The organism is Streptomyces virginiae (genome assembly GCF_040638905.1).
GTDB lineage: Bacteria > Actinomycetota > Actinomycetes > Streptomycetales > Streptomycetaceae > Streptomyces > Streptomyces virginiae_B.
The window spans coordinates 38,204-53,480 of the sequence record NZ_JBEZYV010000024.1; the positions used below are offsets into that span (position 1 = coordinate 38,204).

11 protein-coding genes are annotated in these 15,277 nt (G+C 75.5%); all 11 read left to right on the forward strand.

Annotated elements, in window-relative coordinates; translation table 11 throughout:
* Positions 1-57: 57 nt before the first annotated feature.
* Complete coding sequence (locus tag AB0F82_RS27090) at positions 58-3,225, forward strand: hypothetical protein (protein ID WP_362632036.1); 3,168 nt, start codon at positions 58-60, stop codon at positions 3,223-3,225.
* Complete coding sequence (locus AB0F82_RS27095) at positions 3,222-3,926, forward strand: DUF4255 domain-containing protein (RefSeq protein ID WP_356815534.1); 705 nt, start codon at positions 3,222-3,224, stop codon at positions 3,924-3,926. The genes AB0F82_RS27090 and AB0F82_RS27095 overlap by 4 nt, the downstream gene beginning before the upstream one ends.
* Positions 3,923-6,109: an ATP-binding protein gene (locus tag AB0F82_RS27100; protein WP_436842165.1), complete on the forward strand. Its 2,187-nt coding sequence runs from the start codon at positions 3,923-3,925 to the stop codon at positions 6,107-6,109. The genes AB0F82_RS27095 and AB0F82_RS27100 overlap by 4 nt, the downstream gene beginning before the upstream one ends.
* 171 nt (positions 6,110-6,280) lie before the next feature.
* Positions 6,281-7,846, forward strand: coding sequence for a phage tail sheath family protein (locus AB0F82_RS27105; RefSeq protein ID WP_362632038.1), 1,566 nt, complete (start codon positions 6,281-6,283; stop codon positions 7,844-7,846).
* 68 nt (positions 7,847-7,914) lie between these two features.
* Positions 7,915-8,355, forward strand: a complete 441-nt coding sequence (locus AB0F82_RS27110) for a phage tail protein (RefSeq protein WP_030388073.1) — start codon at positions 7,915-7,917, stop codon at positions 8,353-8,355.
* Entirely contained in the window at positions 8,352-8,849 is a 498-nt protein-coding gene (locus tag AB0F82_RS27115; protein ID WP_356815532.1) for a hypothetical protein, read from the forward strand. The genes AB0F82_RS27110 and AB0F82_RS27115 overlap by 4 nt, the downstream gene beginning before the upstream one ends.
* Positions 8,846-9,004, forward strand: coding sequence for a DUF6760 family protein (locus AB0F82_RS27120; protein ID WP_242707110.1), 159 nt, complete (start codon positions 8,846-8,848; stop codon positions 9,002-9,004). Before AB0F82_RS27115 ends, AB0F82_RS27120 begins: the two co-directional genes overlap by 4 nt.
* A gap of 166 nt (positions 9,005-9,170) precedes the next feature.
* On the forward strand, positions 9,171-12,164 hold the full coding sequence (locus AB0F82_RS27125; protein WP_362632041.1) for a hypothetical protein: 2,994 nt from the start codon (positions 9,171-9,173) through the stop codon (positions 12,162-12,164).
* A gap of 34 nt (positions 12,165-12,198) precedes the next feature.
* Positions 12,199-12,624, forward strand: coding sequence for a phage tail protein (locus tag AB0F82_RS27130; protein WP_030831940.1), 426 nt, complete (start codon positions 12,199-12,201; stop codon positions 12,622-12,624).
* Between the two features lie 89 nt (positions 12,625-12,713).
* The gene (locus tag AB0F82_RS27135; RefSeq protein WP_362632044.1) at positions 12,714-13,439 is read left to right on the forward strand and encodes a CIS tube protein; all 726 of its coding nucleotides are present in this window, start codon (positions 12,714-12,716) and stop codon (positions 13,437-13,439) included.
* Positions 13,436-15,253 (forward strand): VgrG-related protein, encoded by a 1,818-nt coding sequence (locus tag AB0F82_RS27140; protein WP_362632046.1) that lies wholly within the window; start codon positions 13,436-13,438, stop codon positions 15,251-15,253. The genes AB0F82_RS27135 and AB0F82_RS27140 overlap by 4 nt, the downstream gene beginning before the upstream one ends.
* Positions 15,254-15,277 lie beyond the last annotated feature (24 nt).

Here is a 15,277-nt window from a genome sequence, read left to right on the forward strand (position 1 = left end):
CCGCAGGGTGGCGGGGTGACAGGCAGCATGCTGGACCGGACTGTGAGGTGGGCCGTGATGGGCACGGATGGGTCCGGCAGTCGGCGACACCGCTGGGGGAGGGCCGGCGCGTCGATGCTGCTGCTGGCGCCCTTGCTCGCGGTGACGGCGGCCGCCGGACCGGGCGACACCGGGGCGCGGCCCCTCGCGGCCGACGCGGGCGACAGCCGGGTCGCGTACGCCGGTACGCGCCACCGCAGCCTGGGGCGGGTGGCGAGCGGCAGGTCCGACACCAGCACCCCGCTCTTCGGTGACGGACCGGTCCACCTCGACGTCCAGCCCGCAGCCCTGGGCGACCAGCTCGTCTTCGCCGGCCGGCGCGACGAGAAGACCCCGCAGGTCTACCTGAGGTCCGCCGACGGCTCGGTACGCCGGCTGACCAGCGGCATGGACGCGGGCAACCCGCGGCTGACCCCCGACGGGCGGTCGGTCGTCTTCGACTCGGCCCAGCGCGCCACGACCGGAGGCGTCCAGCGCGACCTGTGGCTCGTGCGCACCGACGGCACCGGCCTGACCAGGCTGACCGACACTCCCGCGAACGAGGAGCACCCCACCGTCTCCCCGGAGGGCGGACGCCTGGCGTACTCCTCCGACGGCGACCCGGCCGCCGGCCGGCAGGTCTACGTACGCCCCCTGCGCGGCGGCGCCGCCACCCGGCTCACCGACCCGGCCAACGGCCCGGCCACCGAGCCGGTGTGGAACCCGGTGGACGACGCCGCGAACCGCGACGTAATCGCCTACACCGCCACCGGGGCCTCCGGGCCCCGCCTGCGGTGGACGAACGGCCGCGCCGACGGGCAGTTGCTGGCCGGCGCCCAGGCCGGCTGGCGTACCCGGGGGGCAGCCTGGCTGCCCGACGGGAACGGCCTGCTCTTCCTCAGCCCGGACCGCACCTGCGAATGCAAGGGCGACTGGGACCACGTCTTCCAGGTGCCCGCGCACTCGGCGGACACCCCGCAGCTCGTCTACAGCGAGGACCGCGAGATCGGCTCGCCCACCTGGCTCGGCCCCCTCAAGGGCGGCGGCGCCGTCGTCGAACGGATCTCGGCGGCCGGCCCGCACACCGTGACCCTGCAGGACGCCCGGACGGACGGCTCCGACCCCCGCGACCTGGGCCTGACCATCCTCGACGAGGACCCGGCGGCCGACACCAACACCGACCCGGCCAAGGACCCGCTGTTCCAGCCCGGCCCCGACCACGACCCGTGGACGGAGCGGCAGAGCTACACGCCCGACGGGCGCAGGATCGTGGTCACCCGCTTCGAGGGCAGGCCCGGCTCCCGGATCCAGCGGATCTGGACGGCGGACGCCGACGGAACCGACGCATCGCCCCTGCCGCTCGCCGGCCGCGGCCCCAAGGACTGGGACACCGACCCCACGTTCTCCCCCGACGGCAGGTACCTCGCCTTCACGCGTACCTCGCCCGGCGGCGCCGGCCAGGCAGCAGGCCCCGGGCGCATCCTGATCGCGGACGCCGCCACCGGCGCGATCCGCGGTGGGATCACCCCGCCCCCGGACCTGCCCGGCGGCGGCGACGCCCAGCCCACCTGGTCCTCCGACGGCACCACGCTCGCCTTCACCCGCAACCTGGTGATCAACGGCCACGGCGGCAACAAGCACGTCTGGACCGTGCCCGTGGACCACCTGGACCGGCAGCGCGACCTGAGCGCCACCATGTGCCCCGGCGCCTGCGACGTCATCGACGACAGCCCGGCGTTCTCCCCGGACGGCGCCACCATCGCCTTCAACCGCAAGAACGGCGGCGGCCGCGTCGACGAGCGCAGCGGCATCCTGCTGGCCTCCGCGGCCGGCGGCACCTGCCGGGTCCTGCTGCCCGACGCCGCCCGCGACAAGCCGGGGGCCTGCGGCCGCGAACTGCCCGAGACCACCGGCTCCGGTCCCTTCCAGCCCCGTGACGCCGCCTGGACCGCCGACGGCAGGAGCCTGGTGCTCACCGGCCGCGGCTCCCGGGCCGTCAACAGCCCGGAGAAGCTGAAGCTGGTGGACGTGGCGACCGGCGCCCACAACCTGCTCGTCACCGGCCTGCCGGGTCGTCAGAAGGAGCCCACCGTGCAGCAGTCGGTGGACCTCGCGGTAAGGGCACCCGAGAAGACCCCGCCGCTCACCGTCGGCGGCTCGGCCACCGTCCGGGTGGACGTCGTCAACCACGGCCCGGCGGCCTCCCCCGGCACCCGGCTGACCGTCGCACCCCCGCTCGGCGTGAGCGTCACCGCGCTCACGGCACCCGGCGCCACCTGCGACGCCGCGGCCCTGACCTGCACCCTGGGCGTGGTGCGCCCCGGCACCACCGTCCCGGTGTCGGTCACCCTCACCGGCGTCACCCCCGGCGACCAGCCCGTGGAGTGGTCGGTCACCGGCACCGTCCTCGACCCCCGCCCCAGCGACAACGCCGGCCGGACCGTGGTGCCGGTGCGGGAGACCCCCGTACCCCCCACGCCGACGCCGACGCCCACCCCGACACCGGCGCCGACCCCGGCCCCGACGCCTCCGCCCGCGCCGCCGCAGCCGCCCGCGCCCCAGGCAGGTCCCGGGGTGAGCATCACCGCGCAGCCGAACCCCGGCTACGTCGGCGGCCGCGTCGTCGTCACCTACACCGTCGCCAACGGCCGGAGCGCCCTGGCCACCGGCCTGCGGCTGCGCATCGGCCTGCCCCAGGGCGTCCCCCACGACGGGCCGCCGCCGGGCTGCGACCAGAACTGGACGTGCGCACTGCCGGACCTGGCGCCGGGCGCCCGCAGCGTCCTGCGGATCGTCCTGAGCCCCGACAAGGCGCTCACCGCCCAGGTCACCGCGACCCTCACCACCACCGGCACGGACGCCGACCCCGGCGACAACACCGCCCAGCAGCAGCTGCGCGTCCTCCAGCCGCGCATCGTCGCCGTCCCGGCGATCGGCAGGCCCGGCTTCGTCACCTCGGTACGCGGCGAGGACTTCCCGCCCGGCGCGCCGGTTCGGTTCGCGTGGAAGCCGGGCATCACCGCCGCGGCGGCGCCGACCCACCCGCAGGCCGACGGCACGTTCATCGGCCAGCTGCTGATCCTCGCCAAGGACCAGACCGGCCCGCGCACCATCACGGCGAGCGGCCCCGGCTTCTCCCCGGTGCAGACCGACTTCCTCGTGGTCAACGGCACGGTGCAGCCGCCCGACGAGGTGGCCCGCCGGTGATCCACGAGGTCGACGAAGGGCTCCGGCGGCTGCTGGCGGAGTCCGGCCTGGAGGCGTCGGGCGTCGAGGTCGTCTTCGACGCGCCGACCCGGGACTGGGCGGCCCGCCGCAGCGCGCCCACCGTCTGCGTGTTCCTGTACGACATCCGGGAGGACCCGACCCGGCGCGGCAGCGGCGCGGGCGAGGTGTACGACGCGGACGGCTTCGTCGTCGCGCGCCGCACCCCGCCGCGCTGGTTCGAGCTGACGTACCTGGTCACCGCCTGGGCGGGCAGGCCACAGGACGAGCACCGGCTGCTGTCGCAGGTGCTCTCCTGCCTGGTGAACACCGACACGCTGCCGCCGCGCCTGCTCACCGGCACGCTCGCCGACCTCGGCCTGCTCGTGGACGTGGACGCGGGCGGCACCGGAATGGACGCGCCGGCCGCCTCCGACGTGTGGTCGGCGCTGGGCGGCGAACTCAAGCCGTCCCTCGGGCTGCGTGTGAAGGCCCCGCTGGCCGGCATCGGCAAGACCACCGCCCCGCCGGTCACCCAGGGCCTCGTGGTGGACTCCGTACCGCAGGCCGGGCCGGACGGCGACGGGAGGCCGCGCCGGCTGCGCTACGTCGAGCTGGCCGCACCGGGGCCGGAAGGCTTCGGCGGGTCCCGCGAACGGCCCAAGGCCCCCGCCCGCCGGCGACGAGGAGAACGCCAGCCGTGACGCACACCCTGCAGCCCCCGGCCCCCGCGCCCGCGCCGGGCCCCGAGAGGGCCTCCGACGGCGAGGTCCCCCACCTGTGGGCACGGCTCCGGCTCGTCGAGGAACGGGTCCGGCTGGCCGTGGACCTGCGGCGCGCCGTCGACCCCGACCCGGACGACCCCTACCGGGGCCAGTACTTCACGCCCGAGGCGGCCGCCCGAATCCTGGACGGGAAAGCCGCCCCGGACCTGCCCACGCTCGCCCCGGCCGGCCCGCCGCCGCCCGGCTCACCGCTCGACGTCCTCGTCACGCGCTTCGGCCTGGAGCCGCTGGACGTGGACCTGCTCCTGGTCGCGCTCGCCCCGGACCTGGACGCCCGGTTCGAACGGCTCTACGGCTACCTCAACGACGACCTGACGCGCCGCCGGCCCACCGTCGGGCTCGCCCTCGAACTCTGCGGCCGCGGCCGGGTCGCCGCCGCACGCTTCCGGCTCGCCTCCGGCGCACCGCTCGTCGCGGGCGGCCTGCTGGAGGTCACGGAACCCGAGCGGCCGCCCCTGTCACGGGTGCTGGCCGTACCGGACCGGGTCACCGCCCACCTGCTCGGCGACGCGGCGCCCGATCCGCAGCTGGCCGAGGTGCTCGGCGAAGCCGCCGACGACCCGGCCGTCGACCCCGACGAGCTGTACCGGGCCGCCGCCGCGGCCCTGAGCGGCACCGGCCACGTACACCTGCGCACCCGCGGCGGCGACCCCGAGGGCCTGGCCGCCGCCGCCCTGCGGGCCCGCGGGCTGCGCCCCCTGGTCCTGGACCCTTCGGCGCTTGCCCACCACGCCCGCGCCCTGCCCGCACTCGCCCGCGCAGCGGCCCGCGAAGCCCGGCTGGTGGGCGCCGGAGTGCTGCTCGGGCCGCTGGAGGACCTGCCCGACAAGCCCGACGAGCGCGCGCACGTACTGCGCACGCTGTGCACGGTGCTGCGCGGCATCCCCCTGTTCACGCACGGCACCAGCGGCTGGGAGCCCGCCTGGGCGGCCGCCACCCCCGTCTCCCTGACGGTGACGGCCCCCTCCCCCGACCGGCAGGCCGTGCGCTGGCGGCACGCCCTGGAACGCGCCGCGGTCGAGCACGGCGAGACGGGCGCTGCCGGCGAGACGGGCGGGCACGGGGAGACGGGCGAGGTGGCCGGGGCCGGCGAGGCGAGCGGGGCCGACGAGGTCGAAGCCCTCGCCCGGTCCGTGTCCGCGCACCGCCTCGACGCCGGGCAGCTGCGGCGCGCCGCCGACACCGCGTCGCGCACCGCCGCGCTCGACGGCCGTCCCGTCTCCCCCGCCGACCTGCGTGCCGCCGTACGGGCCCAGAACGGCGCGGGCCTGGCCCGCCTCGCACGCCGGGTGGAGCCCGCCGTGGGCTGGGACGACCTGGTACTGCCCGCCCCCACCCACCGCCGACTGCGCGAACTCGCGGTGCGCGCACGCCACCGCGACCAGGTGCTCGGCCAGTGGGGCATGCGCCCCGGCGGCGGCCGCGGACGCGGGGTGATCGCCCTGTTCGCGGGCTCCTCCGGCACCGGCAAGACCATGTCCGCCGAGGTGGTGGCCGCCGACCTGGGCATGGACCTGTACGTGGTGGACCTGTCCACGGTCGTCGACAAGTACGTCGGCGAGACCGAGAAGAACCTGGAACGGATCTTCACGGAGGCGTCGGCCGTCAACGCGGTGCTCCTCTTCGACGAGGCCGACGCGATCTTCGGAAAGCGCTCGGACGTGAAGGACTCCCACGACAAGCACGCCAACATGGAGTCGGCCTACCTGCTCCAGCGGATGGAGTCCTTCGACGGCATCGCCATCCTGACGACCAACCTGCGGGCCAACCTCGACGAGGCGTTCACCCGCCGCCTCGACGTGATCGCGGACTTCCCGGTGCCCGACGCCGCCCAGCGCCGGGCCCTGTGGGAACGCTGCCTGGGCGACCGGCTGCCCCGGGCCGACGACGTCGATCTCAAGTTCTGCGCCGACCGGTTCGAACTGGCCGGCGGCTCGATCCGGTCCTGCGCGGTGACGGCCGCCTACTCCGCGGCCGCTGCGGGCGGAGCGCTGGCCATGCGCCAGGTGGTGACCGCCGTCGCCCAGGAGTACCGCAAGCTCGGACGCCTGGTCCTGGAGGGCGAGTTCGGACCGTACCTCGGCCAGGTCACGGACGTGTGAGCCGCGTACGGGGGCGTGCGGGGCGTGCGCGCTGCCTGGACGGTCCGGCGCAAACGACCGCGAGGGCAGCGCACTTGCCCCTGGCCAGGTCCGCACGCCCCTGCCGACGGGGGCGCCCGCGCACGAGGCTGTGACCAGACCTGATTGCAAAGCCGTGACGAAGGAGCGAGCATGCCGACGTACCTCACCCCGGGCGTGTACGTGGAGGAGGTGCAGTCCGGTGCTCGCCCGATCGAAGGGGTCGGCACCGCCGTCGCCGCGTTCGTCGGGTTCGCCCAGAGCGGGCCCTTCCACGAACCGACGCTGGTCACCAGCTGGGACCAGTACTCCCAGCACTTCGGCGGCTTCACCGAGGGCACCTACCTGCCCCACGCCGTCTACGGCTACTTCGCCAACGGCGGCGGCGCCGCGTACGTCGTCCGCATCGGCGGATCCGACCGCGACGACGCCTCCACCGCACCGGCCGCCGCGGGATCGGTCCCCCAGCCCCGCGCCGCGGAGCCCGTCGAGCTCGGCGGCTTCCTGATCACGGCGCGGCCGGGCACCACCGGCGTGACCGTGGAGATCGCCGACGCGGACGGGGAGAACCCGCCCGAGGACCGCTTCAAGCTCTTGGTCCGCCAGGGCGAGCAGGTCGCCGAGACCTTCGAGGTCTCCGCCCGCAAGAACGTCAAGGGCTACCTCGTCACCCAGGCGCGCGCCTCGAAGCTGATCGAGGTCACCGAGCAGCGGTCCGCCGCCCAGACCCGCCCCGCGGGCCAGACCGTGGCCCTGCCCGACGCCCCGGCCTCCGTGCCCGCCGCGACCGCGAACGGCACCGTGTCCCGGCTCGACCCGGCCGAGTACGTCGGCGACGCGGGCGCCCGCACCGGCTTCGCCGGCCTGGAGACCATCGACGAGATCACCATGGTCGCGGTCCCGGACCTGATGAGCGCCTACGAGCGCGGCGACATCGACGCCGAGGGCGTGCGCACCGTACAGCTCGCGGTGATCTCCCACTGCGAGCAGATGGGTGACCGGGTGGCCGTCCTGGACACCCCGCCCGGCCTCTCGGCACAGCAGGTGCGCACCTGGCGCAACGACGAGGCGGGTTACGACTCCCGCTACGCCACCCTCTACTACCCGTGGGTGCGGGTCTTCGACCCGGCCGCCGGCCGCAACACGACGGTCCCGCCGAGCGGCCACATCGCCGGCGTGTGGGCGCGCAGCGACGCCGAACGCGGAGTGCACAAGGCGCCCGCCAACGAGGTGATCCGCGGCGCGGTGGACCTGGAACTGCGCCTGAGCAAGGGTGAGCAGGACCTGCTCAACCCGATCGGTGTGAACTGCGTACGGGCCTTCCCCGGCCGCGGTATCCGGATCTGGGGTGCGCGCACCCTCTCCTCCGACCCGGCCTGGCGCTACCTGAACGTGCGCCGCCTCTTCAACTACCTGGAGGAGTCCATCCTCCTGGGCACCCAGTGGGTGGTCTTCGAGCCGAACGACGACCGGCTCTGGTCCAGCATCCGGCGCAACGTCACCGCGTTCCTGACCGAGGAGTGGCGCCGCGGCGCGCTGTTCGGCCGCACGGCGGCGGAGGCGTTCTACGTCAAGTGCGACCGGGACAACAACCCGCAGGAGTCCATCGACCAGGGCCGGGTGGTCTGCGAGATCGGTGTGTCGCCCGTCAAGCCCGCCGAGTTCGTGGTGTTCCGGCTGGCCCAGTTCTCCGACAGCACCAGCCTCGTCGACGAGTGACCCTCCGGGGCAGCGGCACCGGCTGCACCGACAGCACCAGCAGCAGCAAGGAAAGGTGAAGGACAGTCATGGCAGAGGGCGATGCTCTTTCCACCCATATCTTCGGCGTGCAGCTCGGCGGCTACCTGGTCGAATCGATCCAGGAGATCAGCGGCCTGACCGTCGAGGAAGAGGTCGTCGAGGTCCGCCAGGTCAGCGCGGAGGGCAAGCAGATCATCCGCAAGCAGCCCGGCGCGCGCCAGGCGGGCGAGGTCACGATCACCCGGGGACTCGACAAGAGCAGCGAGTTCACCAAGTGGATCAAGGAGACCCTCAACAACGGCGCCGTCGACACCGCGCGGCAGAACCTCACGATCGAGATCAAGGACTCCACGGGCGCGACCGTCCGCCGCATCCAGCTGATGCAGGGCTGGGCCTCCAAGTGGGAGGGCCCCTCCCTCAAGGCCGGCGAGTCCGCCGCGGCCACCGAGTCCGTGACCATCGTGTTCGAGGAGATCATCGTCGAATGAGGCGCCGTACCGTGACCGCGGGCAGCCTGGAGGAGATCCTCCAGGTCACGGCGCCCGCCCAGGCCCCGGAGCAGGCGGCGGTACCCCCGGCCGCCGCCGCTCCGGCCCCGCGCGAGGACCACGGGCTGCGCACGGAGTTCGAGTTCGAGCTGCCGCGCGGGTACGTGGACGAGGCGGGCACGGTGCACCGGCACGGCGCGATGCGCCTGGCCACCGCGCGCGACGAGCTCCGCCCGCAGATCGACCTGCGGGTCAAGGAGAACCCGGCGTACCTGAGCGTGGTGCTGCTGAGCCAGGTGATCACCCGGCTCGGCACCATCACCGACGTGCACGCCGGGGTCGTCGAGCGGATGTACGCGACCGACGTCGCGTTCCTCCAGGACTTCTACCGGCGCGTCAACAGCGAGGGCCACACCCGCGCGGCGGTCACCTGCCCGCACTGCGACGGCGGCTTCGAGGTCGACCTCTCCGGTGGGCGCCTGGGGGAATCGTGACGTACGCGCTCCCCCGGCTCCGGGAGGAGATCGCGTACATCGCCTACCACTTCCACTGGCGGCGCGACGAGATCCTCGACCTGACCCACGGCGAGCGCCAGGACTGGGTCGCCGAGATAGCTCGGATCAACACCCGTGTGAACGAAGGCGGTTGAGTAGATGGCATGGCGGGACAGGCTGCGTCGGCGCACCGCCGTGCCGGACACCGCGGCTACGGCGCCGGCCTCCTCGGGGCCGGCGCCTGCGTCGGCCCCGGCGTCTGCGTCGGCCCCGGCGTCTGCGTCGGTCGCCGTGCCCGGCGACTGGGACGGCGGCTGGCGCATGACCGCGCCGCCCCCGCTGACCGTGTCGCGCGCGGCCCTGGGCGTCAGCGACGGGCTCGCCTTCCGCTCCGGCCTGGCCGCGTGGCGCGACCCGTCGTTCGACACGGGGCTCGCCCACGCCCTGCTGCCGTCCGCGCCGGCCGGTCTCGTACGCGGGGTCGCCCGCCCCGCCACCGCCCGCCCCACCCACAGCGGCGGCGGCCCGCTGCTGCTGCGGGCGCTGCCCACCGAGCCCGGCGCGGAGCCGGTGCCCGAGGCCGGGCCCGTACGCGACACCCCGAAGATCGCGCGCCGCACGCGGCCCGGCGCCGCCTCGCCGAGCCGGTCCGCATCCAGGCCCGGGTCCGGATCAGGATCGGGATCGGGATCAGGGGTCGCACCGGACGCCGTACGGCCGACATCGTCCGCGGACCGCGGCGCGAACACCGGCACGCCGGGTCCGGTCGTCGCGCGTGCCGTCACCCGGGGTGACGCGGGCGCGTCTCCGCCGCGCACGACGGATCGCGGGCCCGCGTCCGGGCCCGGGCCCGCGGCGAACACGGTGGCGCCGTCCCACGGCGCCGACCGAGCACCACAGCCGGTCGTCCCGCGTGCCCCTGCCCGAGGTGGCGCGGGCGCGGCCGAGCCGGGCACGCAGGCTTCCGCGACGAGCTCCGTGACACCGTCCCGCGAACGGCCCCAGGGCGGATCCGGATCCGGGACGCGGGGCCTCACGTCCACGCACTCCGCAACGGTGCTCGGGGCGTCCGCGCCCGCCGTACAGCGGGCCTCCGTCTCCCCTGCCGAGCCCGGCCGTGCAACGACCTCGCCTGCGCAGTTCCCGGTGGTCCGCCGCATCGCGGTGGTCCCCGGGGCATCCGCCGAGCCCGTGTCCGGCCCGCCCGTCCAGCGCACCGCCGCCCGTACGTCCGGGTCCGGCGCACCTGGGGCCGCCCGGCCCGGCCGTACGGGCGAGGGGCCGACCGCGGCGGTCCGGCCGCGCCCCGTCGGTCGTGCACTCACCACCGCGCGGGTCCCTGCCACGCCGCGACGGCTCGTGCCCGCCGTACGCCCCTCCGCCACGCCGGAGACCGCCCTGAGCGCGCCCGTGCAGCGTGCGCAGACCCGCTCCCCGCTCGGCACCGGCCTCCCGTCGACCCCGGCTCCGACCGTGCCCACGGTGCAGCGCCAGACCGAACTCCCCCAGACGCAGCTCCCCGGCCTTGCACCCACGGTCACACCGTCGACCCCCACGGCGGCCGCTCCGGCTCCGGCCATGCCCACGGTGCAGCGCCACGCAGAACCCACGGCCACCGGTCCGGCACCGGCGGCCCCGGCCGCACCCACCGGTGGCGCACCGGAGGCGCCCGTACAGCGCGTGCGGACCCGTGCACCCCTCGGCGAGCCCCTCGGCGAGCCCCTCGGCGAACTCCCGCCCACGGCCACACCGGCCATGCCGCCCGTGCAGCGCCGGGCAGAGCCCACGGCGAGCGGCCCGGCGGCCGAGAAGCCGGTGCGCACCCGCGCACCCCTCGGCGAACCCCTCACCCAACTGCCGCCCACCGTCACACCGTCGATCCCCGCTACGGCGGCCACCCCTGGTCCGGCCATGCCCACCCTGCAGCGCCAAGCGGAGCCCGCGGCCAATGGTCCGGAACCGGCGGCTGCGGCCATGCCGCCCGTGCAGCGCCGGGCAGAGCCCACGGCGAGCGGCCCGGCGGCCGAGAAGCCGGTGCGCACCCGCGCACCCCTCGGCGAACCCCTCACCGAACTCCCGTCCACAGCCATCCCGTCGAGCCCCGGACCGGCCATCCCGGGCCCGGCCATGCCGACCGTGCAGCGCCGGCCGGAACCCGCCGCGAGCGGCCCGGCGGCCGAGAAGCCGGTGCGCACCCGGGCGCCGCTCGGCGCGCCGCTCGGCGCGCCGCTCACCGAACTGCCGCCCACCGCGACACCGTCGAAGCCGATCGCGGGGCCGGGGGCGGCTCCGGCCATGCCCACCGTGCAGCGTCAGGCAGAGCCCGCCGCGAGCGGCCCGGCGGCGGCCGGGCCGCGCGTGCGCAGCGGTCTCGGGGCGCCCCTGCAGTCGATGCCGGCGAGTGCCGCCGTACCCGCGTCCGTCGCCTCGTCCGGGTCCCGGGGGCACGCGCCCCTGCTGGGGGCGGGCGCGTCCGCCACGCAGCCCCGTACCGGCGGGCCGGCGGGGGCGCGTCCGCCCGTCCAGCGGGCCGCCGCCACACCGCGGCGTTCCGGCGCGGTCCCGCTCGTCGCCGCCCGTGCCGTCGGGGGGACGGTCGCGCCGGACGCGACCGCACCCCGGGCCCTCCAGCTCCTGGCGGCCCGGCCCCTGGCCCCGGGCACCCTTGACGTGGCGGGCATGGGGGCCGCGCCGGCCGCCGCCCCCCGCTCCCGCCCGGCCGGCCGGCCCGTGGTCCCCGCGCGCTGGTCCGCCCCGTCCACTACCCCGTCCACCGCCGCACCCGGGCGGACCGGGCAGCCGCGGCAGATCCAGCGTGCCGCCGGCGGTGGGCGCGCCCCGGCTCCCGTGGCTTCCCGCCCCGCACAGCCCGTGCGCCCGGCGCCCGCGCCGTCGCCCGCGGCCCCCGCCAGGGCGGCGGCCCCCCTGCCCGTGACCGGCCCGTACACACCGCCGCTCGTGGTCCAGCCGGCCCCCGCCGCTGCGGGCGCCGGACCGGTGCCCGTCGTACGGCCCAGGGCGTCGGCCCCCGCCGCAGTCCCGGGCCCGGCCGTTCCCGCGCCGCCGCCGAGCGGCCCGCCACCCCCCGTACAGCGCGACACGGGCCGGGCCGGCCGGGCCGGTCTCGGCCCGGTCACCCCCGCCGCAGCGGCTCGCCGGCCCGAGGGCGCGCGCGACGCCGCGCCCCACGGCGGCGGCGACCTCGACCTGGACGACCTGGCACGGCGTCTGCTCGACCCGGTCGCCCGCCTCCTGCGCACCGAGTTGCGGCGAGGCCGGGAACGCGCGGGCAGGCCCTTCGACGGCCGCCGCTGAGATCACGTACGAACGAGGAACGGACGACGGACCGATGACCGACAACATCTTCGCGACAAGCGTGTTCTTCCGGCTGGCGATCGGCGGCAACGACCTGGGCGCCTTCCACACCTGCTCGGGCATGGGCGCCGAGGTCGAGATGGAGAGCTACGCCGAGGGCGGCAACAACGGCTTCACCTGGCAGCTGCCCGGCCGCGTGACCTGGTCGAACATCACCCTCACCCGGCCCGTAACCGCCGACACGGCGAAGATCGCCCGCTGGCTCGACGAGACGCTGCGACGGGTCGAACCGAAGGACGGCGAGATCGTGGCGCTGCGGCCCGACCTGAGCCGGATCATCAGCTGGCAGGTCTTCGGGATCGTTCCGGTGCGCTGGCAGGGGCCGTCCTTCGATCCCGCCAACTCCGCGGCGGCGGTGGAGACCCTGGAGATCGCCCACGCGGGCCTGCTGCCCTCCTGACCTCCCGACGTCCCGACGTCCCGACTCCGCCTCCCCCTCGCCCTCCCCCCTCGTCCCGTTCGTCGCCGCCCCGGAAGGAAGTCCACGGCATGGCATCTTCGGCACGCGCCAGCCGCGCTCGGGCCCAGCTCACCCTCAAGGAGCCCCCGGCCTCGGTCGGCGCCAAGCCCGGCGGGACGATCGCCCGGCTCGACCTGCAGTTCAACCCGTCGACCCTGCAACTGGGCAAGACCACCGAATGGCGGCGCTCCCCGTCCAGGATGGCGGGCCAGTCGGCGCTGCCCGAGTTCGTGGGCAGCGGCCCGCGCACCCTGAGCCTGGAAGTGTTCCTCGACGCCACCGCCACCCACGACAACTCGGTGGAGCAGGCGGTGGAGAAGCTGATGAAGGCGTGCGTGCCGACCCCGGCCAGCCTCGGCCGCAAGAAGCCGGCGAGCCCGTGGGTGCGCTTCGAGTGGGGCAGCGCACGGACGACCTCGTTCGACGGTGTCCTGTCGAACCTGTCGGTGTCGTACACGCTCTTCGACGTGGACGGAAAGCCGCTACGGGCCACCTGCTCGCTCTCCATCGAGGAGGCGAGCGTCGACCCGCCCGGCCAGAACCCGACCTCCGGCTCACGCACCGCCCGCAGCACCCACACCGTGGTGGCGGGCGACAGCCTGGCCATGCTGGCCTGGCGCGAATACGGCGACGCCACGGCCTGGCGGGTCATCGCCGAGGCCAACGGCATAGACGACCCCATGGCCCTCGTCCCCGGCAGCGAGATCGTGGTGCCGGGCTCGCGGGACCAGCACGGCGAGGAGGAGCAGCGGTGAGCGGGTCCGAGACCGGGGGCCGGTCGTTCGCGGCCGACCCCATCGTGGAAGCCCCCGGCGAACTGCCGCAGATCTGGGCGGCGCAGCTGGTCAGCTGTGTGGTCGACGAGAACGTCGGCCTCCCCGACACCGCGGTGCTCACCTACCGCGACCCCGACCACGAGTTCCTGCGCGCCACCGGCATCACCATCGGCACCCCGCTGCGGGTGTCGGTGGCGACCGTGAAGGGACAGTCACGGGAACGGCTGTTCAACGGCGAGGTCACGGCCCTGGAGATCGACCGGGACCGCACCGGCTCCTTCACCGTCGTACGCGCCTACTCCAAGGCGCACCGCCTCCAGCGGGGCCGCAAGGTCGTGGCGTACCGGAACATGACCGCCGCCGCCATCGTCCGCAAGGTGGCCGCCGGAGCCGGGCTCGCCGTCGGGAAGGTGGAGGCCGCGCCGGTCACGTACAAGCAGCTGTCCCAGGCGAACGTCTCCGACTGGGACTTCCTGCAGTTCCTCGCCGGGGAGAGCGGCGCACAGGTGCGCGTCGACGACAAGGGGCTCCTGCAGTTCACCCGGCCCGTGAAGGCTTCGGGGGCGCCCGCCCCGTCGACGTCGGCGGTCCGCGACCCGATGGTCCTGGAGTACGGGCGCAACCTCCTCGCCCTGCGGGCCGCGCTGACGGCTGCCGACGGCGCCTCGAAGGTGCAGGTGCGCGGCTGGGACGTGACCACGAAGCGGCCCCTGGTCGCCGAGCAGCCGTCCGTGGTCAGCGACACGGTGGTGCCGGGCCTCGGGCCGCAGACCGCCGCACGCTTCGGGGCGGCGGCCGTGGCCGTCACCGACACCCCCTACCGCACACAGGCCGAGACGGCGGCGGTCGCGAAGGCGGCCGCGGCCCAGATCAGCTCCGGCTTCGGCGAGCTGGAGGCGGTCGCCGAGGGCAACCCGCTGCTGCGGGCCGGCAAACCGGTAGCGCTCGGCAACGTCGGACAGGCGTTCTCCGGCCGGTACACCGCCACCGCCGTCCAGCACGTCCTGGAGCCGCACGGCGGCTTCCGCACCACCGTGTGGGTCAGCGCCAGTCCGGACCGCTCCCTGACCGGCCTGGTGACCGGCGCCAACGCACCCGGGCGCGGGCCGCGCATCCCGGGCCTGGCGATCGGCGTGGTGACGGACGTACGCGAACCGAACGGCTCCGAACGCGGCGCCGTACGGCTGAAGTTCCCGTGGCTGGACGACACCTACGTCAGCGACTGGGTGCGCACCGTCCAGTGGGGCGGCAAGGGCGGCGGCGGTGTGGTCAGCCCCGAGGTCAACGACGAGGTGCTGGTCGGCTTCGAGCAGGGCCTGCTCGACAGCCCGTACGTCATCGGCGGCCTCTACAACGGTGTGGACCAGCCCTCGCCGCACGACGTGCCGCTGGTCGACAGGACCAGTGGAAAGGTCAACCGCCGCTCGATCGTGTCGCGCTCGGGCCACCGCGTGGAACTGCTGGACGCGGCGGCGCCGGGGCCCTCCGGGCTGCGGCTGGTGACCGGGGACGAGCGGCTCGAAGTACGCATGGACGACCGCCGGGACCGCATCGAGCTCACCGTGTACGCGGGCCGGGGCCGGCCGCTGACCTCCGTCCTCATGGACAAGAACGGCATCACGCTGGACGCCCGCAAGGGCACCGTGAAGGTGTCCGGCCGCCAGGTCGACATCGACGGCACCGCCGGGGTCAGCATCGGCGGCCGGTCGGTGAAGGTGTCCGGAACCTCGGACGTCACGGTCAACGGCGGCCTGCTCGCCGTCCTCAAGGCCCGCCTCATCCGCATCAACTGAGCCCCCTTGTTCCGTACCGCACGC